Consider the following 21966-nt stretch of genomic DNA (forward strand, 5'->3'; position numbering starts at 1 on the left):
TTTGCCCCGTTTGATCCTGGTCAAGAGAGCAAAGTTGACCGATCGGTAAACTTTGCTCTCTCCGATTCACCTCATCCAGGGTCATCCCATGCCTGTCACGCAGACCGTTCCCGCGGCCGCCCGCATGTTCCTGTCCGGCAACGACGCGGTCGCGCGTGCCGTCTGGGAAGCGGGCACCCGTGTCGCCGCCGCCTATCCGGGCACCCCGTCGACCGAGATCCTCGAAATCCTGTCGCGCCATTCCGGCCTGCACACCGAATGGTCGGTGAACGAGAAGGTCTCGATGGAAGTGGCCCTTGGTGCCTCGATGGTCGGCGCGCGCGCGTTCTGCGCGATGAAGCACGTGGGCCTCAACGTGGCCTCCGACGCGCTGATGACGATGACCGTCACCGGCACCGAAGGCGGCCTCGTGATTGCCGTCGCGGACGACGTCGGCATGTCCTCGTCGCAGAACGAGCAGGATTCGCGCTACTGGGGGCGCTTCGCGCACGTCCCGGTGCTCGAGCCCGCCGACTCGCAGGAAGCCTACGCGATGACGCTCGCCGCCTTCGAGCTGTCCGAGCGCCTCAAGAGCCCCGTGATCCTGCGCCTGACGACGCGCATCTGCCATGTGAAGGGCGTGGTGCACACCGGCGAGCGCATCGAGATCGAGCCCAAGGGCTTCGTCAAGGACCCGCGCCACTGGGTCATGGTGCCGGGCAACGCCAAGCCGCGCCTGCCCTCGATGTTCGAACGCGAGGCCGCGGCGCGTGCCGAGGCGGAAGTCACCCCGCTCAACTTCCAGGTCGAGAGAAGCGACCGCCGCATCGGTTTCGTCACCTCCGGCCCCACCTTCATGCACGTGCGCGAGGCTTTCCCCGACGCACCGGTGTTCAAGCTGGGCCTCTCCTGTCCGCCGCCGCTCGAAAGCCTGCGGCGCTTTGCCGCCACGGTCGACACTGTTCTGGTCGTCGAGGAAACCGAGCCCCTGCTCGAAACCGAGATGAAGGCCGCCGGCATCGCCTGCCACGGCAAGGACGTGCTGCCGCGCATCGGCGAACTCGCGCCCGACGTGCTGGAACCCGCGGTCCGGCGCCTGCGCGGCGAGGTCGTGCCCGAGCCGGAGCATGTTCCGGCGCAGCAGGTTTTCCCGCGCCCGCCGACGATGTGCGTCGCCTGCCCGCACCTGGGCGTGTATTACACCCTGTCGCAGATGCGCAACGTCATCATCTCCGGCGACATCGGCTGCTACACGCTGGGCGCCGGCCATCCGTGGAACGCGCTCGACACCTGCATCTCCATGGGGGCGTCGATGGGCACCGCGCTGGGCATGGACAAGGGGCGCGGCAAGGTGGACGAGAACAAGAAGGTCGTCGCGGTGATCGGCGACTCGACTTTCATGCACATGGGCATGCAGGGCCTGCTCGACATCACCTGGAACCGCGGCAACGTCACCGTGCTGCTGCTCGACAACCGCGCCGTCGGCATGACCGGCGGCCAGGACAACCCCGGCACCGGGCGCGACATCCACGGCGCGGAAACCACGCGCGTCGATTTCGCCAAGCTGTGCGAGGCGCTGGGCGTGAAGAAGGAGCGCATCCACGTCCTCGATCCCTACGAACTGCCGGTGCTGTTCAAGGCGCTGCGCGAGGAAACGAAGATCGAGGAGCCCTCGGTCATCATCACCAATCGCCCGTGCGTGCTGATCGACCACTACCAGCCGGCCAAGTCCTACACGGTCGAGGAGGACCGCTGCACCGGTTGCGGCAACTGCGTCGAAGTCGGCTGCCCGGCGATCCACGTCACGCGGCGCGACAAGGTGATCAAGGCTTCGGGCAAGGAAGTCGACCTCTCCTTCGTGCGCATCGAAACCTCCGCCTGCACCGGCTGCGGCCTGTGCGTGCAGCCCTGCGCACCCGCGGCCATCGTGCACGCCGATCCCGTGCAAAACGTCCAGTCCGTCCAGTTCGTCAGGAAATGAGCGCCGCCATGTCCAAGATCACCAACATCCTCGTGTGCGGCGTCGGCGGCCAGGGCGTCATGACGGCGACCGAAATCCTCGCCGAAGCGGCCATCTCGCTCGGCTTCGATGTAAAGAAGACCGAAGTCGCCGGCATGAGCCAGCGCGGCGGGGTCGTGACCTCGCACCTGCGTTTCGGCGACGCGGTCCTGTCGCCGCAGATCGCGCCGGGTGAGGCCGATCTGCTGATCGGCTTCGAATCGGCCGAAGCGCTGCGCTGGAGCCATATGCTGCGCCCGGACGGCGTCGCGCTGGTGAACTCCGGCCGCATCGTGCCGCCGGTCGTCAATCTCGGGCTGTTCGACTATCCCGAAGATCCGGTCGCACAGATGCGCGCGCTGGGGCTGACGGTGCATGCGTTCGACGCCAGCTCGCTCGCGATCCAGCTGGGCAACATCCGCCTCGGCAACACCGTGATGCTAGGCGCCTGCGCCGACAGGCTGCCCTTCCCGGCAGAAGTCCTGCGCGACGCCGTGCTGGCCCGTTTCGGCACGCGCAAGCCGCAGCTCGTGGAGGCGAACCGCGGGGCCTTCGAGGCGGGACGCAGGGCGGTCGGTGGCGAGGCGCTGGCGGCATAGGACGCAGGGCGGGAGGAGCGCAGCGCATCCCGCCAATCCAGGAGCCGAAGCTCGCCCAACGATCGCATGGCGGGATACGCCTTCGGCTCCTCCCGCCCTACGCGCACGCCTCGCGCCGTTCGCACAAACCCCTGATCCTGCGATAAAATCGCGGGTTTTTCCATCAGGGCATCTTCCATGACTGCTCGCATCATCGACGGCAACGCCCTCTCGGCGCGCGTGCGCGGCGAAATCGCCGACCGCGCGGCAACGCTCAGTGCGCAGGGGGTGCAACCCTGCCTCGCCGTGATCCTGGTCGGCGACAATCCGGCTTCCGCCGTTTATGTCCGCAACAAGGTGTCCGGCTGCGAAAAGGCCGGCATCCGGTCGCTGCGTTACGATTTCCCGGCCGATGTCGATGCCGCCGAAGTCATGGCGAAGATCTCCGCGCTCAACGCCGACCCTGCCGTGCACGGCATCCTCGTGCAACTGCCGCTGCCCAAGCAGTTCAACGAGGCGGAAGTGCTCGAGGCGATCAGCGTCGACAAGGACGTCGACGGCTTCCACGCCGAGAACGTCGGTCGCCTGTCGCAAGGCCAGGAAGCCTTCCTGCCGTGCACGCCGCATGGCGTCATGAAGATGCTCGAGGCCGAGAACGTGCCGGTGCAGGGCGCCGAGGCCGTCATCATCGGGCGCTCGAATATCGTCGGCAAGCCGATGGCGATGCTGCTGACCAATGCCGGCGCGACCGTTACCGTCACGCACTCGAAGACGCGCGACCTCGCCTTCCACTCCCGTCGCGCCGACATCCTCGTCGCCGCGATCGGCAAGCCGCGCTTCGTCACCGGCGCCATGATCAAACCCGGCGCGGTCGTCATCGACGTCGGCATCAACCGCCTGACCGAAGGGCCGGATGCCGGCAAGCTGTGCGGCGACGTCGATTTCGCATCCGCGAAGGACGTCGCGTCGGCGATCACGCCGGTGCCCGGCGGCGTCGGGCCGATGACCATCACCATGCTGCTCGCGAACACCGTAGAGTCGGCCGAACGCGCGCTGCGCAGGAAAGCTTGATCCATGAGCCCAGCAAACGATAAACCCCTGGTCGGGATCATCATGGGATCGAACTCCGACTGGCCCACCATGCAGGCCGCGGCGAAGATCCTCAAGGAATTCGGCGTCCCCTACGAGGCGCGCGTCGTCTCGGCCCACCGCACGCCGGACCTGATGTTCGCCTATGCGGACACCGCCCGCAGCCGCGGGCTGAAGGCCATCATCGCCGGCGCCGGCGGTGCCGCCCACCTGCCGGGCATGGTCGCCGCGAAGACCACCTTGCCGGTGCTGGGCGTGCCGGTGCAGTCCAAGGCGCTGTCCGGTCAGGATTCGCTGCTGTCCATCGTGCAGATGCCCAAGGGCATCCCGGTGGCGACCTTCGCGATCGGCGAGGCCGGCGCGGCGAACGCGGGCCTCTTCGCCGTCGCGCTGCTCGCCAACGAGGACGCCGCGCTGGCCAAGAAGCTCGAGGAATTCCGCACCCGCCAGACTCAAACGGTGCTCGACATGACATTGGACGAACAATGACGACCCCCACGTTCGCGACTGTCGTATTCGCTCGGAGTGTCGCCTTTGCACAGGCGACCCGTTTCGCGGGCGCGGAGCAGTGCTCCGCGAAATCCCCGCTTCACCCCCCCAAGGGGGCGAACGTCCTCCTTGGGGCGGCCCGGCGGAGGACGCAATGATCCTGCCTCCCGCAACCCTGGGAATGCTCGGTGGCGGCCAACTCGGCCGCTTCTTCGTTTCTGCCGCCCATGAAATGGGCTACAAGGTCTGGGTGCTCGACCCCGATGCGAACAGCCCGGCCGGGCTGATCGCCGACCGCCATATCGTCGCCGCCTACGACGACTACACCGCGCTCGACGAACTGGCGAACGGCTGTGCGGCCGTCACGACCGAGTTCGAGAACGTTCCGGCGACGACGCTCGACTACCTCGCCAAGTTCATTCCCGTGCATCCGTCGGCGAGCGCCGTCGCCGTGTGCCAGAACCGCGTCGCCGAAAAGACCTTCCTCGCCGACAACGGCCTGCCGCACGGCCCCTTCGCGGTGATCCGCTGCGAGGAGAACCTGCGCAGCGCGGACGAGGCGCTCTTCCCGGCGGTGCTCAAGGTCGCCCGCTTCGGCTACGACGGCAAGGGACAGGCGCGCGTCGCCAACCGCGACGAGGCACTGCACGCCTTCCACCAATTCGGCGGCGAATCCTGCGTGCTCGAGAAGATGCTCAAGCTCGACAGCGAAATGTCGGTCGTGCTCGCGCGCGACGAGGACGGCGCGGTGCGCTGTTTCCCGGCCGGCGAAAACAGCCACCGCCACGGCATCCTCGACGTCACCATCATGCCGGCGCGCATCGAACCGGTGCTGGCCGAGCGCGCACGCGAAGTGGCGCAGGCCATCGCCGAGCATCTCGACTACGTCGGCACGCTGGGCGTCGAATTCTTCGTCTGCGGCGGGCAGCTCTTCGTCAACGAGATGGCCCCGCGTCCGCACAACAGCGGCCACCATACCATCGACGCCTGCGTCACCAGCCAGTACGAGCAGCAGGTCAAGGCGCTGTGCGGCCTGCCGCTCGGCGAGCCGCGCGCCCACAGCGCCGCGGTGATGGTGAACCTGCTCGGCGAACTGTGGTACGACGAGGCCGGCGAATACCGCGAACCGGATTGGTCGGTGCTGCAGGCGGTACCCAACCTGCGCGTTCATCTGTATGCCAAGCACCACGCCCGGCCCGGCCGCAAGATGGGCCACTTCACCGTGATCGGCATGGACGCGGAGCAGGTTCTCGCCGCCGCGATGCAGGCTCGCGAGGCGATCGGCATCCGTGATGAAGGGCACTGATCCCGCGCTGCAGCCGGACGCGGACGACATCCGGCGCGCCGCTGACCTGCTGCGCGCCGGCGAACTCGTCGGTATGCCGACCGAGACGGTGTACGGCCTTGCGGCCGACGCACTGAACGTCGACGCCGTCGGCAAGATCTTCAGTGCCAAGGGTCGGCCGGCCGATCACCCGCTGATCGTCCATCTACCCGATGCCGCGCACCTCACGCGCTGGGCACGTGCCATCCCGAAGGAAGCGATCGCCCTTGCGAACGCCTTCTGGCCCGGCCCGATGACGCTGATCCTCAAGCGCGAGGAGGGCGTGCCCGACGCGGTCACCGGCGGGCAGGACACGGTCGGCCTGCGCGTGCCCGACCACCCCGTCGCGCTCGCCCTGCTGCGTGCATTCGACTCCGGTATCGCCGCGCCCTCCGCCAACCGCTTCGGCCGCATCAGCCCCACCACCGCCGCCCACGTCCGAGAGGAGCTGGGCGACAAGGTCGCGCTGGTGCTCGACGGCGGCCCCTGCCAGGTCGGCATCGAATCGACCATCCTCGACCTCTCGCGTGACGCGCCCGTGATCTTGCGCCCCGGCGCGATTTCCGCCGACGACATCGCCCGCGTCATCGGCCGCCGGCCGGCAACGCGCACCGCGCACGCGGAGGAGGGCGTTCCGGCGGCCGAATCCGACCAGCCGCGCGTCTCGGGTTCTCTCGCCGCACACTATGCGCCGCGCACCCCGCTGCAACTCATTCCCGCCGCCCGTCTGGTCGAGGAAGCCGCCACGCTCGCCGGCGAAGGCAGCCGCGTTGCCGTGCTCGCGCGAACCTGCCCGGACCCCAGGGACGCCCGCCTGATCTGGCGCAACGCCCCGGCAGATCCCGCCGGCTTCGCACACGACCTCTACGCCAGCCTGCGTGAGCTGGACGCCTGCGGCGCGGATTTCATCGTCGTCGAAGCGCTGCCGGAAACCCCCGACTGGCAAGCCCTCGCCGACCGCCTCGGCCGTGCCGCCGTAGGCTCCGGCGACGGTGAAGCGGTGGCCGACGAGCACGACGAAACCTGACGGAAAATTCGCCCTTCCAAATCGGAAAAAGCATCGCTATAATTCGCGGCTCTTGGGCCGATAGCTCAGCTGGGAGAGCGCTGCGTTCGCAATGCAGAGGTCGAGGGTTCGATCCCCTTTCGGTCCACCACGAACAAGTCCGGATCCTTCCGGAAAAAGCCGGGAACGCCAATAAACAAAAGGCTTCCCGGCTTTTTTTCGTCCGTCGTGTTCCGGGATGATCTGTTGAAATCCCGGGGTATGTGGCGGTATTGTTATTGGAGGTTTGTGACCGACAATTGCATCGCAAACCTGCAACGACAGGTGAAGACATGAGCGTCACCGAAAAGATCAGGCAGTGCCACCCCGCGCTGACCGCGCTGCGGCGCGACATTCACGCCCATCCCGAACTCGCATTCGAGGAGCATCGCACCGCGGAGCTCGTCGCACGCCGCCTCGAGGCCCTGGGCGTCGAGGTGCATCGCGGCCTTGGCGGCACCGGCGTCGTCGGTGTGCTCAAGGCCGGACGCAGCCTGCGCGCCATCGGCCTGCGTGCCGACATGGACGCTTTGCCCATCCAGGAGCGCAACGACTTCGCGCATGTCTCGCAGCACGCCGGCTGCATGCATGCCTGCGGCCACGACGGCCACACGACGATGCTGCTCGGCGCCGCCGAGGTGCTCTCTGTTCACCCCGACTTCGACGGCACCGCGTATTTCATCTTCCAGCCGGCCGAAGAAGGTGAGGGCGGTGCCGATGCGATGGTCGATGACGGACTTTTCGACCGCTTTCCCATGGCCTCCATCTTCGGCATGCACAACTGGCCGGGCCTGCCGGCGGGACAATTCGCCGTGCATGACGGGCCCGTGATGGCGAGTGCCGATCGCTTCGACATCGAGATCCGGGGTCAGGGCGCACACGGCGCGATGCCGCACCTCGGTACCGACTCGATCATCGCGGGGGCTGCCTTGGTGCAGACGCTTCAGACCGTCGTCAGCCGCACCCTCGACCCGCTGGACTCCGCGGTCGTGTCCGTGACGCAGTTTCATGCCGGCGAAGCCTACAACGTCATTCCGGATCGCGCGAAGCTTTGTGGCACCGTGCGTGCGTTCAGCGCAGCGGTGCAGGACCGTATCGAGGCGACCATTTCCCGTATCGGCGAAGGCGTCGCTGCGAGCCACGGGGTCAGCGTCGAGGTCGATTACCGCCGCGGCTACCCGCCGACGATCAACACCGCCGATGAAGCCGCGCTCTGCGCCGCGGTGGCCGGCAGCCTGCCCGGCGCCCGTGTGCTGACAGACCTGCCCCCGAGCATGGGGGCCGAGGATTTCGCCTTCTACCTGCGCCACAAGCCGGGCTGCTACGTGTGGATAGGCAATGGCCCCGGCGAAGGCGGCTGCACCCTTCACAATCCGCACTACGACTTCAACGACGCCATCATTCCGTTCGGCGTCGCCTACTGGGTCGAACTCGTGCGGCGCCTGCTGCCGAAAGCCTGAACCTTTGTTGGCATGCGCCGTCCACCAGCGCATGAATACACTGCACCTCGCCCTGCGCATGATGATGCGCGATCTGCGGGCGGGGGAGCTCCATCTGCTGGGTCTCGCCATCATGGTTGCGGTGGCCTGCCTGACCAGCGTGGGCTTCCTCGCCGACCGCGTCGCCCGCGGACTTGATCGCGAAGCAAACCAGTTGATGGGCGGGGATCTGCTGTTGCGTGCCGATCATCCGTGGGACGAGAGCTATCTCCGCGAGGCAGAGAGGCTGGGGCTGCAGCAAACCGGCACGGTCCTGTTCACCAGCATGGTGAGCACCGAAAGCGCCGCGCAGCTTGCCGGAGTGAAAGTCGTCGGCGCGGGATACCCGCTGCGCGGGCACATTCGTATTGCGGCGGGCGCCAATCAGGCTGATGTGATCGCCAATCGCATCCCCGGGCGCGGTGAAGTCTGGCTCGACGAGCGGTTGCTGGCGGCGCTCGGCGTCGCCGTCGGCGATCGCGTCGGTCTGGGGCGTCTCGAGTTCAAGGTGGGTGGGATGCTGACTTTCGAGTCGGACCGCGGCGCCAACTTCTTCAGCCTTCTTCCCCGCGCGATCTTCAATGCCGAAGACCTTGCCGGGTCCGGTCTGCTGATCCAGGGCAGCCGGGCCGCCTGGCGGCTGCATCTTGCCGGTGAGCCGGATGCGGTCGCGGCATTCGAGCGCTGGGCGAAAAACCGTCTGGCGCGCGGCGAAACGCTCGAGAGCATCGAAGATGCGCGACCGGAAGTACGCAATGCACTGGACCAGGCGCAGCGTTTCCTGAGTCTCGCTGCGTTGCTCACTGTGATCCTTGCTGCCGTCGCGATCGGCATGTCGGCGCGACGTTACATGCGGCGTCACCTTGACGCCTGTGCGGTGATGCGTTGCCTGGGGGCTCGTCAGGCGCAACTGCTGGGGCTGGTCATTGGTGAGTTCATGCTGTTCGGGCTGGTCGCCGCCTCGCTCGGGTCGATCCTCGGTTGGGGGGTGCAGCAGGGGTTGGCCCTGATCCTGGCAGGCCTGATGGAGACGGTACTGCCGTCTCCCTCGCCGGCCCCGTTCATGCATGGAATTGCGGTCGGCGTCGTGCTGCTGATCGGGTTCGTGATGCCGCAGCTTCTGCGCCTCGGACGCGTTTCAACACTCAGGGTCTTGCGGCGTGAGATCGTGCTGGTCGAAAGGCGCAGTGCTTTAGCCTGGCTTGCCGGGGCCGCCGCACTGCTTGCGCTCGTCTTCTGGATATCCGGCGAGCTGCGCCTCGGGCTCCAGGTTTCCGCCGGCTTCGCTTGCGCTTTGATCTTGTTTGCCGTTGCAGCGTGGAGTGTCCTGCGTCTCCTCAATCGCGCGCGTGGCGGGGCCATGCTCGGAGGCAGCGGCTGGCGCTACGGCATTGCCTCCCTGGTGCGCCGCGCTGGCGCGAGTGTCGTGCAGATCGTTGCACTCGCTGTGGGGATGACCGCCCTGTTGCTGCTGACGATCGTACGCGGCGATTTGCTCGACGATTGGCGGGCAATGACCCCGCCAGATGCGCCCAACCGCTTCATCATCAACATTCAGCCGGATCAGAGGGAGGCTCTGTCTGCGTATTTCGGGCAGCAGGGGCTCGGTGAACCCGATATCCGACCGATGATTCGTGGGCGGCTCGAAGCGATCAACGGAAGTGATGTAAGGCCCGAAGACTACGAAAACGCGCGCAAGAGGCGCCTTGCCGAGCGCGAATTCAATCTGAGTTACGGTAGCCGCGTGCCGGAGGGTAATGTCGTCGTGTCGGGGCGCTGGCACGGCGCCGAAACCGACCCGCAGTTTTCCGTCGAGCAGGGCCTGGCCGAGACGTTCGCATTGAAACTCGGCGATCGCGTGCGCTTCAATGTTGCCGGGCGCAGCGTTGAAGCGCCGATCACGAGTATCCGCGAACTCGAGTGGGACTCGATGCGTGTGAACTTCTTCTTCATCGCTTCGCCAGGCATGCTCGAGGGCGATCCGGCGAGCCTTATCACCAGCTTTCGCGCTCCGCCGGGGGACCAGCGATTCACCGCGGAATTGGTGAGACTTCTTCCGAATCTGTCGGTGATCGATATCGACGCCGTGATCGCCCAGGTGCGCTCGATGACCGACAAGCTCGTCCTCATCGTGGAATTCGTGTTCGTCTTCGCGTTGGTAGCGGGATTTCTCGTGCTGTTTGCTGCGCTGCAGGCAACGCACGATGAGCGCGATTACGAGCTTGCCATGTTGCGCACTCTGGGGGCGAGTAATCGGCAGGTGCGTCAGGCCTTGCTTGCCGAGTTCGCCGTGCTTTCGGTTGTGGCGTGCGGGCTTGCGGCGATTGGAGCGGGGGCTGGCGGATGGGGCATTGCACGCTACGCGTTCAAGATGCCTTACCTTCCGGATGTATGGCAGATCGCCCTGGCGACGTTTTTTGGGGGCGCTGCGGTGCTGGCCGCAGGGTGGTTCGGAACCCGAACGCTGCTCAAACGCCCGCCGATGGCAAGCCTGCGCCGGCTTGCGTGACTGACGTAAATTGGATAAATGTGTCCAAAAGAATTTCTCGAAACAAAGACATTGTCCTGATCTCGATTTCTGAAAACGAGAAAGGCGCCCCTCGATGACGGGCGCCTTTCCGTTCGATGACCCGATTCGCCTACTTGACGTGACAGGTGAGACAGATCTGGCTGCTGTCTGCCGTTACGCGCAGGAAGGTCGGAATGAACGCGCCGCCGGTTCCCGGTACGCCGTGCGGGTCGTGACAGGACGCGCATTCGACTTCGTAGCCCTGCCCGGAGTCGAAGAAGCGGATTTCGTCCTTGGTCGGCCTGTTGTTGCCGTCCTTGTCGAAGTACTTCATGGTCCCACGGATGCCGCCCGGGGCGTTCCAGTCACTGCCGCTCGGCAGCAGCACGCCCACGGGGTGATCGTTGGAGAGGTCGGTGCCGATCGCCGCTGCAGTGAAGTCCGGTGCGCCGTTCTCGAGGCCGGGGCTGTGACACGACAGACAGCCCGTCTTGCTCAAGGCGTTATGAGACGATGCGTCGGCGATTGCCCGCGCGGACTTCGGCCAGCTGTCGAGGAATGCCTTGTCCGGGCTCGCCGCCATATTGCTCCAGTAACGGCCGCTTCCAGGCATGTTGACGATCGAGTCGATCGCAGTTTGACCGTCATGACAGGACAGGCAGGTCAGCGAGTTCGGACCGGGCTGGGAAACTTCGCCACTGAGCGTCTGCTGGTTGTACAGCGTGTAGGTCGTGGCGCGGATGGTGCGGTTCCACAGCGGCGCGTTGATCGTTGCGTTCGCCGCGTGCGGCGTGTGGCAGTAGACGCAGATCTCGTTGTAATCGTTTCGTACGAAGTCCATCAGTTCACCGGCCGGACTGCTGCCGGACGTTGATCGTTGCGTCATGTTGTGGCGTGTGTTGCCGATGGTTCCTTGACCCGAGAACTTGGTCCCGACGTCGCCGTCGGCCTGTGCGCCGCCAACGAACAGGATGCCGCCCAGAAGGACGGAAACTGCACGTATTGTTAAATGCATGGTGTGGTGCATCCCCTTGTTTGAACGACTGGTCGTTGTTTGGTGCCCGCTTGGGCTAATGCTTTAGGAATTAATAAAGCAAAACTCAGGCCAATCTATTCGTCGTCGGGGGCTTGCCTATTTCGTGGGCGTCGGGCGATAGACCTCGATCTTGCGGTGGTAATGATCGGAGATATAGAGGCGGCCCGTTTCGTCCACCGCGATCCCCGCGATGAGGCCGAACTGACCCGGCAGATCCCGCAGACCGGCTGAACCGATCCACATCAGCAACTCGCCGGTGGGGCTGAACAGCTGGACGTTGTTGAAGGATGCGTCGGAGACATACACCCGCCCTTCGCGGTCCGTCGCGATGCTGCGTGGCCTTGAAAACTGCCCCAGACCGTTCCCGACGCTGCCGAAGTGCAGTTTGTAATTCCCGTCGAGGTCGAATGCCTGGATGCGGAAGTTCCCGGAATCGAGAACGAGCAGGGTACCGTCATCGGTAACGGTTGCGGCAAGCGGGATATTCAGTTTACCGGGGGCTCGTCCTCGTGGTCCGATTCTGAAGAGCTCAGAGCCGTCGGGGGCGTATGCAACGATCTTGTGGTCGTCTCCCTCCACGCTGCCGCGGTCGACGACGAAGATCTTCTTTCCATCCTTGCTGACGGCCACCCCCGCTGCGCGTGTCCAGTCCTTGCCGTTGCCAACGGAATACTTGAAGAGTCCGATTGCATCATAGACCATGACCTTGCCGAGGGTCGCATCAAGGACAAACAGGTTGTTCTGGCTGTCCATGGCCATGGATATCGGGCGCAGGATCTGGTTCGGTTCGCGAACGCCGATCTTGTATGCACGGGCACGCGGAACGTCGAACACGACGATTGCGTTGGTCGCAGGATCGGCAACGTAGATTCGGCCATTTCTGGCAGCCAGAGCGGCCGGCTTGCGGTACACCGGTTCTTCGGTGGGTGCGGGTCGCCCGGTAAGCGTTCTTTTCAGGCGTTCCTCATCAGTTTCCTTCCGGATGCTGGCTTCCGAGACGAGTCGCGCTTCGTATGTGAAGCGGGCGTTGTCAGGGGGGGCTGGCCATTGCAACTGGATCTCGGGCTCGTCCTCCGTCGTGGATGCTGTCTTGTCCGTGGTGCAGCCCCCGAGTGTCAGGGACAGGATCAGTGAAGCGGCGCCGGCAAGGATCAGGCGGCCGGTCCGTGAGTTGCGGAAATCGGTTCGGGGGCGGAAGAGTGCTTGCATGATGCTTGGGTTCGCAGCGGTCGGGAGCGGTGAGTCATGGCTGCCGGAGGCTCGGGAGCCTGCGGTCATGCAGGGTTGATGCAGGATGATAGCGGATGCTCAAATGACATCCAACTTGGGCGAGTACCCGCTGCGCACATCCTCCGGTCAGATGTGCGATGCAGCGAAAGCGTACGTTGCGATGCTCGTCACGAGCCCGGGCGGTCGATTTCGTCCGCTTGGTATAAGGGGGTGTGAGCGGTCTGCGCAAAATCGGCGGTGCGTCTCGGGAGCTTGGATCTCTGGGTCTTGCTGCCCGAAGCAAGATCGATGCCCTGCAACGCCGTGCAGAACCCCGCTATCCGCCGATGTAGGACATTTCGATCTTTTGCAGGCCCTTGGTGTTGGCCGTGCGGATTTCCGAATAGCGGTCCTCGCGGTGCTGCCAGACGGTAGCGATGGCTCGATCGAGTTCGGAATCGCTTGCCCCTGCGCGCAACAGGGTACGGAGGTCATGGCCGCTCTGTGCGAAGAGGCAGGTGTAGAGCTTGCCCTCGGTCGACAGGCGGATGCGGGTGCAGGTCGAGCAGAAGGCCTGTGTCACCGACGAGATGACGCCGATCTCGCCGCCGCCATCGGAGTAGCGCCAGCGCTCGGCGACCTCGCCGGTGTAGTTCGGCTCGATCTGTTCGACGGGAAACACGCGGTGAATCCGCTCGATGATTTCGCGTGACGGGACCACCGCACTCATTTCCCAGCCGTTCGAGCAACCGACGTCCATGAACTCGATGAAACGCAGGATATGACCGGTGCCGCGGAAATGGCGCGCCATGTCGGTTACGCAGTGGTCGTTGACGCCGCGCTTGACGACCATGTTGACCTTGATCGGACCGAATCCGGCTTCTTCCGCTGCGGCGATACCCTTGAGGACGGCCGCCACGGGGTAGTCGGCGTCGTTCATCATCCGGAATGTGGCGTCGTCGATCGCGTCCAGGCTCACGGTGACGCGGTGCAGGCCGGCGGCGCGCAATACGCCGGCCAACTTGGGCAGCAGTACTCCGTTTGTGGTCAGGGTGAGTTCGACATCGGGAATTTCGGCGAGCTGGGCGATGAGATTCTCGACATGCTTGCGCAGCAGTGGTTCGCCGCCGGTGATGCGTATCTTGCGCACGCCGCGGGCTGCGAAGAGCCGGGCCACGCGCGTAATCTCCTCGAACGACAGCAACTCCTTGCGCGCGAGGAAGGCATGGTCGGCGCCGAAGACCTCGCGCGGCATGCAGTAGATACAGCGGAAGTTGCAGCGGTCGGTAATCGAGATGCGCAGGTCGTGGACGGTGCGGCCGCGTTTGTCCAGAAGAGGCGCGCCGGCAGGTGGGGGCTCGTCGGTGGTGAGCGGCAGCTTCCCGCTGGTGGGGTAGATCGGGATCGATTTCATCGGATGAGTGGCTGAAGTGGCCTCGAATGCTGCATGCTGTAGGTGCCGGGAAAACTGTGGCTGAGCGCTGATGTCTATTTATAGGATAGTTAACAGGCGGTTTCGGCTGAAGGCAATACCCGAAACGGCCTTCCGCGGGGTGTCGGTGTCCGTCCTTCTTGCCGGCGGCCTCCGCAGTTGGCACAGTAGCGTGGAAGTGGGTTCGTTGATATGAGCCAAAAGTATTAATCTTCCGGCGAGTGCACGTAGCCCTTTCGAGGGATTTGCGATGACGACACGAGTTACAGAAACTTCGACCGAAAAGCTCTACGAGCGTTTTCCGCATCTTCGCAAGATCGACGGGATGTGGGGGACGGCGGAGTGCCGCAAGTTCATCTTTCTGCTGATGACCGACACCCGTGGCGGGGCGCGCCAGGGTTTCCCGCCTGAGCATGCGGGAACCATCATGTCACTGTTGATGGAGCATGATCGGCGCTTTCCGCAGTTCGAGAATGATGTGGGGCACCACGACACCCGCTGGGGCGACCTCTCCCGTCGGGGGATTCGCTGACCGCGCTTGCCTGCAAGGGAGGGCAAGGGAATCATGATGGGGTGGTCGGGCATCCGGGCGCCCAGTTTTCATTGCGGTATCGGGAGAACAACAACATGGCCGACCTGCGCCCACTCGCAGCGGACCGTCTCCGTAACCGTTGCGCACCCGAGACGTTTGAATTTGCGGATAGTTCAAGCCTTCCTGATCTGCCGGGCGGAATTGGTCAGGGAAGAGCAGAGGAAGCGCTGCGTTTCGGTCTGGCGATGCGCCAGCCCGGCTACCACGTGTTCGTCCTCGGCGAGCCCGGAACGGGGCGGCATGCGACGGTGTTTCGCCTGCTGCGTGAAGTCTCCGGCTGCGGCGGGGTCCCGCCCGACCTGTGCTATCTGCACAATTTCGATGATCCGCAGCGCCCGCGTCTCCTCACTCTGACGGCGGGCCGTGGGGCTGAATTGCGGGTCGACATGCAGGCGTTCATCGCCGATCTCGGTCCGGCAATCGAGGCGGCTCTCGCCAGCGAGACCTACAGCAGCCGCATCGAATCGCTGCAGGATGCCCACAAGACGCGGGAAGACGGCGCACTGCATGAATTGGGCGAGGCATGTGCGGCCGATGGGGTGTCGTTGCTGCAAACGCCGGACGGCTTCGTGTTCGCGCCCACGAAGGACGGGGCGACCATGTCTCCCGAGGATTTCGAAGCCCTGGCACCTGAAATACGGGCCGCGGTGGAGAAGAAGGTGGGTGCCTGGAGCGATCGACTGGCCGATCTGCTCGAGCAGTTTCCGGGGTGGCGGAAAGAGCTTCACGAGGCGATGAAGCGCGCGGCGTGCGATGCGCTGACGCCGGCAGTTTCGCATTTGATGCGCGAGCTGCGCGAGCGCTATGCCGACCTTCCTGCGGTGCTGGCCTTTTTTGATGCGATCAGGCAGGAGATCCTCGCGAGCGGAAGCGACTGGGCCGCTCAGGAAGGGGAAGAGGACGAAGGGGCGGAGGACGAAGCGCGCACGAAATTCCACCGTTATCAGGTCAAGCTGATGGTGGATCACTCCGCGACGCGCGGTGCGCCGGTCGTCTGTGAGGACAATCCGACCTTCGGCAACCTGATCGGGCGTATCGAGCATATTTCCCAAATGGGCACGCTTGTGACCAATTTCAGCCTGATCCGCGCCGGGGCCCTGCACCGGGCGTGTGGCGGCTATCTGGTGGTCGATGTCGAGCGCATCCTGACGCAGCCATTCGCGTGGGAGGGATTGAAGCGTGCGCTTCGCGCCCGCGAGATCCGCATCGAGCCGCCGGCGGAAGCTCAGGGCTGGAGCAACATGCTCACCCTGGAGCCGGAATCCATTCCGTGCGACGTCAAGGTGATTCTGATCGGTGACCGTGAGCTGTTCTACCTGCTCACTGAAAACGACCCGGACTTTCCCGAGTTGTTCAAGGTGGCCGCCGACTTCGACGAGGATATGCCGCGCAGCGGCGCCAATGTCGTTCGTTATGCGGCGTTGCTCGCGATGCTAGGGCGGGCGTCGGAGCTGTTGCCGTTCGATCGGACAGGCATTGCGCGTCTTGTAGAGCACGGCGCGCGTCTGGCTGAGGATGCCGGGCGCCTCAGCCTGCAGACGCGCTTGCTGGCGGATGTGATGCGTGAGGCGGATTTCCATGCGCGGGCCTCGCAGCTGCCCGCCGTCGGTTGTGCGCAGGTGGATGCGGCGATCGCATCCCGCTCGCGGCGATTCGGACGCTACGCCGAGCGGGTGATCGAGTCGATGATCGACGGCACGACGCTCATTTCCACCAACGGCGCGCGCTGTGGCCAGATCAATGCCCTGGTTGTGGTCGAACTCGCCGGCGAGCAGTTCGGTCATCCGATGCGCATTACGGCGACGGTGCGACTCGGGGAGGGTGATGTCGTCGACATCGAGCGTGAAACCGAGCTCGGAGGGGCGATCCATTCCAAGGGGGTTCTGATCCTCTCAGCGTTTCTTGGCGCCCGCTATGCGCGTCATCAGCCGCTCTCCCTGTCAGCCAGTCTCGTGTTCGAGCAGTCGTATTCGCCGGTGGAAGGGGATTCGGCGTCCCTGGGCGAACTCTGCGCATTGCTGTCCGCGCTGGCGCAGGTTCCGATTCGTCAGTCCTTCGCGGTGACCGGATCGGTTAACCAGTTCGGCGAGGTCCAGGCGATCGGGGGTGTGAATGAGAAGATCGAGGGATTCTTCGATCTCTGCGTCGCGCGCGGATTGACTGGCGAGCAGGGAGTCGTCATTCCGCAGGCGAGCGTACGGCATCTCATGTTGCGCGATGACGTTGTGGCGGCAGCGCACGAGGGCCGGTTCCACGTCCATGCCGTCGCCACCGTGGATGAGGCGATGGAGATCCTGACCGGGTTGCCGGCTGGCGTTGCGGACGCCAAGGGTGTAATGCCGCGGGAGACGGTGAATCACAGGGTCGCTGCGGCGCTGAGCGCCATGATTGCGGCGAAACATGCGTTCGATCACGGGGGCGACGGTCGTCACGTTCGCCAGCGGCGGCGGCACGAAGGCAGTCAGGAATGAGATTCCGGTGCAGTTGGCCTGATCGCGTGTGACGGTGTGGGCGGTCGCGATGGGGCGTGCCGCAAGTTCGCAAAGCAAATGGGCCACCCCGAAAGGCGGCCCATCTACTTGGCTTTACTGGCTCCCCGACCTGGGCTCGAACCAGGGACACACGGATTAACAGTCCGTTGCTCTACCGACTGAGCTATCGGGGATCGGTATCGTCTGCTCATGCAGAATGCTGCAGGAGCCAAATTTTGGCTCCCCGACCTGGGCTCGAACCAGGGACACACGGATTAACAGTCCGTTGCTCTACCGACTGAGCTATCGGGGAATTGAGCCGCGCATTATAGGTAGCGCGCGACTAAGCGTCAATATTGCTAACGCGGATTTCTTAGGCCTTCACGACTGCGGCGATCGCCTTCGCGACATAGCCGATGTTGCGCGAGTTGAGGGCGGCAAGGCAGATGCGGCCGGTCGATACGGCGTAGATGCCGAAGTCGTTCCTGAGTTGGTCGACCTGTGCGACCGACAGGCCGGTGTAGGAGAACATGCCGCGCTGCTGGATCACGAACGAGAAGTCCTGCGCGACGCCAGCTGCCTTCAGGTTCTCGACCAGCCCGGTCCGCATTGCGCGGATGCGGTCGCGCATGCCGGCCAGTTCGTCTTCCCACATCTGGCGCAGTTCGGCCGAGTTCAGCACTGCTGCGACGACGGCGCCGCCGTGGATCGGCGGGTTGGAGTAGTTGGTGCGAATCACGCGCTTGACCTGCGAAAGCACACGAGCCGATTCGTCCTTGCTCGCGGTGACGATCGACAGGGCGCCCACGCGTTCGCCGTAGAGCGAGAACGACTTCGAGAATGAGCTCGAAACGAAGAACTGCAGACCGCTGGCCGAGAACAGGCGCACGGCGACCGCGTCCGGCTCGATGCCGTCGGCGAACCCCTGGTAGGCCATGTCGAGGAAGGGTACGAGACCGCGTTCGCGGCACGCACCGACGACCTCGCCCCACTGCGCTTCGGACAGATCGGCCCCCGTCGGGTTGTGGCAGCAGGCATGCAGCACGACGACGGAACCCGGAGCGAGTTGCTCGAGCTTGGCCTTCATGCTGGCGAAGTTAACGCCGCGGGTGCTCGGCTCGTAATACGGATAGTTCTCGACCGGGAAGCCGGCGGACTCGAACAGCGCGCGGTGGTTTTCCCAGCTGGGATCCGAGATGTAGACGGTTGCGCCGGGGACCAGGCGCTTGAGGTAGTCGGCGCCGACCTTCAGTGCGCCCGTGCCGCCCAGTGCCTGGACGGTGACGACCTGGCCGTTGGCGATGAGGGCCGAATCCTTGCCGAAGAGCAGGTTCTGTACGGCGGTGTTGTATGCCGCGGGGCCTTCGATCGGCTGGTAGCCGCGCGGCGGCATCGCTTCGAGACGCGCCTTCTCGGCCGTCTTCACAGCTGCGAGCAGCGGAATCTTGCCGTTGTCGTCATAGTAGACGCCGACGCCGAGGTTCACCTTCTCAGTGCGCCCATCGGCGTTGAAGGCCTCGTTCAGTCCGAGGATCGGGTCACGGGGCGCCATCTCGACGGCGGCGAAGATCGAAGCGGGCATAAAACAACTCCAGGTTGGGCGGGGGGCGTCGGGGACTGAACCTGTCGCGTTGGTGCCGGTCCATCCTGCCGTGCCTTGAGCCGCATTTTGCGAAATAATGCGTGTTTGCCCGATTCTGTTCCGTCTGTCGCAACAAACGGGCAAGCGCTTGAAACAGCCGGAAATTCTAGCATGACGAGTTCAATGGACAGTGTTCCGGTGGTGACTTTCGAAGGGAGTCCGTTCAGGCTCCATCAGCCCTTTGCTCCCGCGGGCGACCAGCCGGTCGCGATCGACTTGCTGACGGAGGGGGTGTCCGACGGCCTGATGTTCCAGACCTTGCTCGGCGTGACCGGCTCGGGCAAGACCTACACGATGGCGAACGTCATCGCACGCTGCGGCAGGCCGGCCTTGGTGCTGGCGCCGAACAAGACGCTCGCCGCACAGCTGTACGCCGAATTCCGGGAGTTCTTCCCGGAGAACGCGGTCGAGTATTTCGTCTCGTACTACGACTACTACCAGCCGGAAGCGTATGTTCCGTCGCGTGATCTCTTCATCGAGAAGGATTCGAGCATCAACGAGCACATCGAGCAGATGCGCCTGTCGGCAACGAAGAGCCTGATGGAGCGGCGCGACGTCGTGATCGTCGCGACGGTGTCGTGCATCTACGGCATCGGCGACCCGGTCGATTACCACGCGATGATCCTGCATCTGCGTGAGGGTGAGCGCATCGCGCATCGCGACCTTGTGCAGCGACTCGTGGCGATGCAGTACACGCGTTCCGACATCGACTTCCGGCGCGGGACCTTCCGTGTGCGCGGCGACGTGATCGACGTATTTCCGGCGGAGAATGCCGAGTATGCGGTGCGGATCGAGATGTTCGACGACGAGATCGAGCATCTGACGCTGTTCGATCCGCTTACCGGGCACCTGAAGCAGAAACTCGTCCGCTTTACCGTTTACCCGTCCAGCCACTACGTCACTCCGCGTGCGACGGTGCTGCAGGCGATCGAGGCGATCAAGGAAGAACTGCGCGATCGGGTCGGCTATTTTCAGCGCTCAGCCAAGCTGGTGGAGGCGCAGCGCATCGAACAGCGCACGCGCTTCGATCTGGAAATGCTCAACGAGATGGGGTTCTGCAAGGGCATCGAGAACTACTCGCGTCATTTGTCGGGACGCGGCCCGGGCGAGCCGCCGCCGACGCTGATCGACTATCTGCCGGCGGACGCGCTGCTGTTCGTCGATGAGTCGCACGTGGCGATTCCGCAGGTGGGCGGCATGTACAAGGGCGACCGTTCGCGCAAGGAGAACCTTGTCGAATACGGCTTCCGGCTGCCGTCGGCACTCGACAACCGGCCGCTGAAGTTCGACGAATTCGAGCGCCTGATGCCGCAGACGATCTTCGTGTCCGCGACGCCTGCGAATTACGAGGCGACGCATCAGGCGCAGGTTGTCGAGCAGGTTGTCCGCCCCACGGGGCTGATCGACCCCGCGGTGGAGGTCAGGCCCGCAAGCACTCAGGTCGACGACCTGCTGTCCGAGGCCAAGCGCCGTATCGCCGTGGGCGAGCGCGTGCTGGTAACGACGCTGACGAAGCGGATGGCGGAGGACCTCACCGATTATCTTGCCGAAAACGGCATCCGCGTGCGCTACCTGCATTCCGACATCGACACGGTCGAGCGTGTCGAGATCATCCGCGATCTGCGTCTCGGGGAGTTCGACGTGCTGGTGGGGATCAACCTGTTGCGCGAAGGCCTGGATATTCCCGAAGTGTCTCTCGTAGCGATTCTGGATGCGGACAAGGAAGGTTTCCTGCGGTCCGAGCGCTCGCTGATCCAGACGATCGGGCGGGCTGCCCGGCATATTCACGGTTGCGCAATCCTTTACGCGGACGTGCTTACGCGCTCGATGCGTGCCGCAATGGACGAGACGGAACGACGTCGCGTGAAGCAGCTCGCGTTCAACGCCGAACACGGTATCGTCCCGAAGACGGTGAGCAAGCGCATCAAGGACATCATCGATGGCGTCTATTCGAGCAGCGACGAGCGCAATGCGACTGTAGCGCAGGAGGCGCGTGCCGAATATTTCGCGATGGACGAGAAGACTGTGGCGAAGGCGATCCGCAAACTCGAGAAGGAAATGCAGGAGCATGCCCGTAACCTCGAATTCGAGAAGGCTGCGGCAGCCCGGGACGAACTGTTCAAACTGCGTCAGCGCGCCTTCGGTGCGGATCAGCATGGTGCAGCATGAGAGGGGATGTCTTGACCAGGATCCTGTTCGTTTGTACCGGCAACATCTGCAGATCGCCAACTGCCGAAGGCGTGGCCCGGCATGCCATCCGCGCGGCCGGGCTCGACGGGGTGATCGAGGTCGAATCGGCCGGGACGCACGGCTATCACGTTGGCGAGGCGCCGGATCCACGTACGCGCAAGGCGGCCGAGAAGCGCGGCTACGATCTTTCGATGTTGCGGGCGCGCAAGCTCGAAGCGGCGGACTTCGAGACCTACGACCTGTTGCTCGCGATGGACGCAAGGCACCTCGAGATCATGGAACGTAACTGCCCCGACAAGCATCGCGGCAAGGTCAGGCTCTTCATGAGTTACGCACGCCGCTTCAAGGCTGACGAAGTGCCCGATCCCTATTACGGCGGCGAACGCGGGTTCGATTTGGTGCTCGATTACTGCGAGGATGCGGTCGATGGGCTGCTCGACGCCCTGAGGTCGTCGCCCTGATCGATGTCCGCACGACTGGCTTGACCCGTCCTGAATTAGGTTGACACCTGTTGTGACGGACAAGCCGGCTTAATGGCCGGCCTGCATAGACGCCCGATGAACCTCATCGGGCGTTTTCAATTGTAGCGAGCAATGCGGCCGTTCCGTGTTGTAGATGGCGATAGACTGACTGACCATGCGCCGAGCCTCGTGTAGATCGTCGGGCAATTGGAGCAGGAATTCCTGCTTGAGAATGCCATTGACCCGTTCGGCCAAGGCGTTCTGGTAGCAGTCGTAGCCGTCGGTCATCGAGCAGATCAGCCCGTGTTTGCGGTGAATGGCCTGGTATTCATGGGCGCAGTATTGGACGCCGCGATCGGAATGATGGACCCGCGGCTGACTTCCCCGGCGTCCCTTCAGCGCCATCTTCAAGGCTTGGCTGACCTCGGTCGTGTGCAGGCTGT

Annotated in this window: 17 protein-coding genes and 3 tRNA genes; 13 read left to right on the plus strand and 7 right to left on the minus strand. The window is 64.3% G+C overall.

Annotation, left to right across the window (positions count from 1 at the left end; genetic code table 11):
• Nucleotides 1-88 precede the first annotated feature (88 nt).
• The 9 genes from BW991_RS22425 to BW991_RS22470 all read left to right on the plus strand — a co-directional run bounded on the left by BW991_RS22425 (nucleotide 89) and on the right by BW991_RS22470 (nucleotide 10490).
• The gene (locus BW991_RS22425) at nucleotides 89-1960 is read left to right on the plus strand and encodes a thiamine pyrophosphate-dependent enzyme (RefSeq protein ID WP_076604338.1); all 1872 of its coding nucleotides are present in this window, start codon (nucleotides 89-91) and stop codon (nucleotides 1958-1960) included.
• Nucleotides 1961-1968: 8 nt separating this feature from the next.
• Nucleotides 1969-2577, plus strand: a complete 609-nt coding sequence (locus BW991_RS22430) for an indolepyruvate oxidoreductase subunit beta (RefSeq protein WP_076604339.1) — start codon at nucleotides 1969-1971, stop codon at nucleotides 2575-2577.
• Between the two features lie 177 nt (nucleotides 2578-2754).
• Entirely contained in the window at nucleotides 2755-3627 is an 873-nt protein-coding gene (gene folD, locus BW991_RS22435; protein WP_076604340.1) for a bifunctional methylenetetrahydrofolate dehydrogenase/methenyltetrahydrofolate cyclohydrolase FolD, read from the plus strand.
• 3 nt (nucleotides 3628-3630) lie between these two features.
• On the plus strand, nucleotides 3631-4134 hold the full coding sequence (gene purE, locus BW991_RS22440) for a 5-(carboxyamino)imidazole ribonucleotide mutase (protein ID WP_076604341.1): 504 nt from the start codon (nucleotides 3631-3633) through the stop codon (nucleotides 4132-4134).
• A gap of 154 nt (nucleotides 4135-4288) precedes the next feature.
• Nucleotides 4289-5440 carry a 5-(carboxyamino)imidazole ribonucleotide synthase gene (locus BW991_RS22450; RefSeq protein WP_076604343.1) on the plus strand — a complete coding sequence of 384 codons (1152 nt, stop codon included), beginning with the start codon at nucleotides 4289-4291 and terminating at the stop codon, nucleotides 5438-5440.
• Nucleotides 5427-6485, plus strand: coding sequence for an L-threonylcarbamoyladenylate synthase (locus BW991_RS22455; RefSeq protein ID WP_076604344.1), 1059 nt, complete (start codon nucleotides 5427-5429; stop codon nucleotides 6483-6485). Before BW991_RS22450 ends, BW991_RS22455 begins: the two co-directional genes overlap by 14 nt.
• A 54-nt stretch (nucleotides 6486-6539) precedes the next feature.
• A tRNA-Ala gene (locus BW991_RS22460) sits at nucleotides 6540-6615 on the plus strand.
• A gap of 181 nt (nucleotides 6616-6796) precedes the next feature.
• On the plus strand, nucleotides 6797-7963 hold the full coding sequence (locus BW991_RS22465; RefSeq protein WP_076604345.1) for a M20 aminoacylase family protein: 1167 nt from the start codon (nucleotides 6797-6799) through the stop codon (nucleotides 7961-7963).
• A gap of 31 nt (nucleotides 7964-7994) precedes the next feature.
• Entirely contained in the window at nucleotides 7995-10490 is a 2496-nt protein-coding gene (locus BW991_RS22470) for an ABC transporter permease (protein WP_076604346.1), read from the plus strand.
• Nucleotides 10491-10620: 130 nt separating this feature from the next.
• Here the strand turns inward: BW991_RS22470 and BW991_RS22475 are convergent, their stop codons facing one another.
• From BW991_RS22475 to moaA, 3 genes are all read right to left on the minus strand, one after another.
• Nucleotides 10621-11331 (minus strand): cytochrome c3 family protein, encoded by a 711-nt coding sequence (locus BW991_RS22475; protein ID WP_244551789.1) that lies wholly within the window; start codon nucleotides 11329-11331, stop codon nucleotides 10621-10623.
• 291 nt (nucleotides 11332-11622) lie between these two features.
• On the minus strand, nucleotides 11623-12735 hold the full coding sequence (locus BW991_RS22480; RefSeq protein ID WP_076604347.1) for an SMP-30/gluconolactonase/LRE family protein: 1113 nt from the start codon (nucleotides 12733-12735) through the stop codon (nucleotides 11623-11625).
• A 337-nt stretch (nucleotides 12736-13072) separates the two neighbouring features.
• Nucleotides 13073-14149 carry a GTP 3',8-cyclase MoaA gene (gene moaA / locus BW991_RS22485; protein WP_076604348.1) on the minus strand — a complete coding sequence of 359 codons (1077 nt, stop codon included), beginning with the start codon at nucleotides 14147-14149 and terminating at the stop codon, nucleotides 13073-13075.
• A 268-nt stretch (nucleotides 14150-14417) separates the two neighbouring features.
• Here moaA and BW991_RS22490 point away from each other — a divergent pair, with 268 nt between their 5' ends.
• Both BW991_RS22490 and BW991_RS22495 read left to right on the plus strand, forming a co-directional pair.
• A complete protein-coding gene (locus tag BW991_RS22490) occupies nucleotides 14418-14699 on the plus strand; it encodes a hypothetical protein (protein ID WP_076604349.1) in 282 nt (93 codons plus the stop codon).
• Nucleotides 14700-14794: 95 nt separating this feature from the next.
• Entirely contained in the window at nucleotides 14795-17230 is a 2436-nt protein-coding gene (locus BW991_RS22495; RefSeq protein WP_076604350.1) for a Lon protease family protein, read from the plus strand.
• Nucleotides 17231-17348: 118 nt separating this feature from the next.
• Here the strand turns inward: BW991_RS22495 and BW991_RS22500 are convergent.
• From BW991_RS22500 to BW991_RS22510, 3 genes are all read right to left on the minus strand, one after another.
• Nucleotides 17349-17424, minus strand: a tRNA-Asn gene (locus tag BW991_RS22500).
• Nucleotides 17425-17467: 43 nt separating this feature from the next.
• Nucleotides 17468-17543: transfer RNA gene (locus BW991_RS22505), tRNA-Asn, on the minus strand.
• Nucleotides 17544-17603: 60 nt separating this feature from the next.
• Nucleotides 17604-18812, minus strand: a complete 1209-nt coding sequence (locus BW991_RS22510) for an amino acid aminotransferase (RefSeq protein WP_076604351.1) — start codon at nucleotides 18810-18812, stop codon at nucleotides 17604-17606.
• Between the two features lie 171 nt (nucleotides 18813-18983).
• Here BW991_RS22510 and uvrB point away from each other — a divergent pair, with 171 nt between their 5' ends.
• Nucleotides 18984-21041, plus strand: a complete 2058-nt coding sequence (gene uvrB, locus BW991_RS22515) for an excinuclease ABC subunit UvrB (protein ID WP_076604352.1) — start codon at nucleotides 18984-18986, stop codon at nucleotides 21039-21041.
• A gap of 11 nt (nucleotides 21042-21052) precedes the next feature.
• The gene (locus tag BW991_RS22520; protein ID WP_076604353.1) at nucleotides 21053-21523 is read left to right on the plus strand and encodes a low molecular weight protein-tyrosine-phosphatase; all 471 of its coding nucleotides are present in this window, start codon (nucleotides 21053-21055) and stop codon (nucleotides 21521-21523) included.
• Between the two features lie 69 nt (nucleotides 21524-21592).
• On the opposite strand, the gene BW991_RS22525 is transcribed toward BW991_RS22520, so the two are convergent.
• Nucleotides 21593-21966, minus strand: a 374-nt coding sequence (locus tag BW991_RS22525) for an integrase core domain-containing protein (RefSeq protein ID WP_139335984.1), incomplete at its 5' end; no start/stop codon positions are given.

This window comes from Aromatoleum tolulyticum (genome assembly GCF_900156155.1).
In the GTDB taxonomy this organism is placed as follows: Bacteria; Pseudomonadota; Gammaproteobacteria; order Burkholderiales; family Rhodocyclaceae; genus Aromatoleum; species Aromatoleum tolulyticum.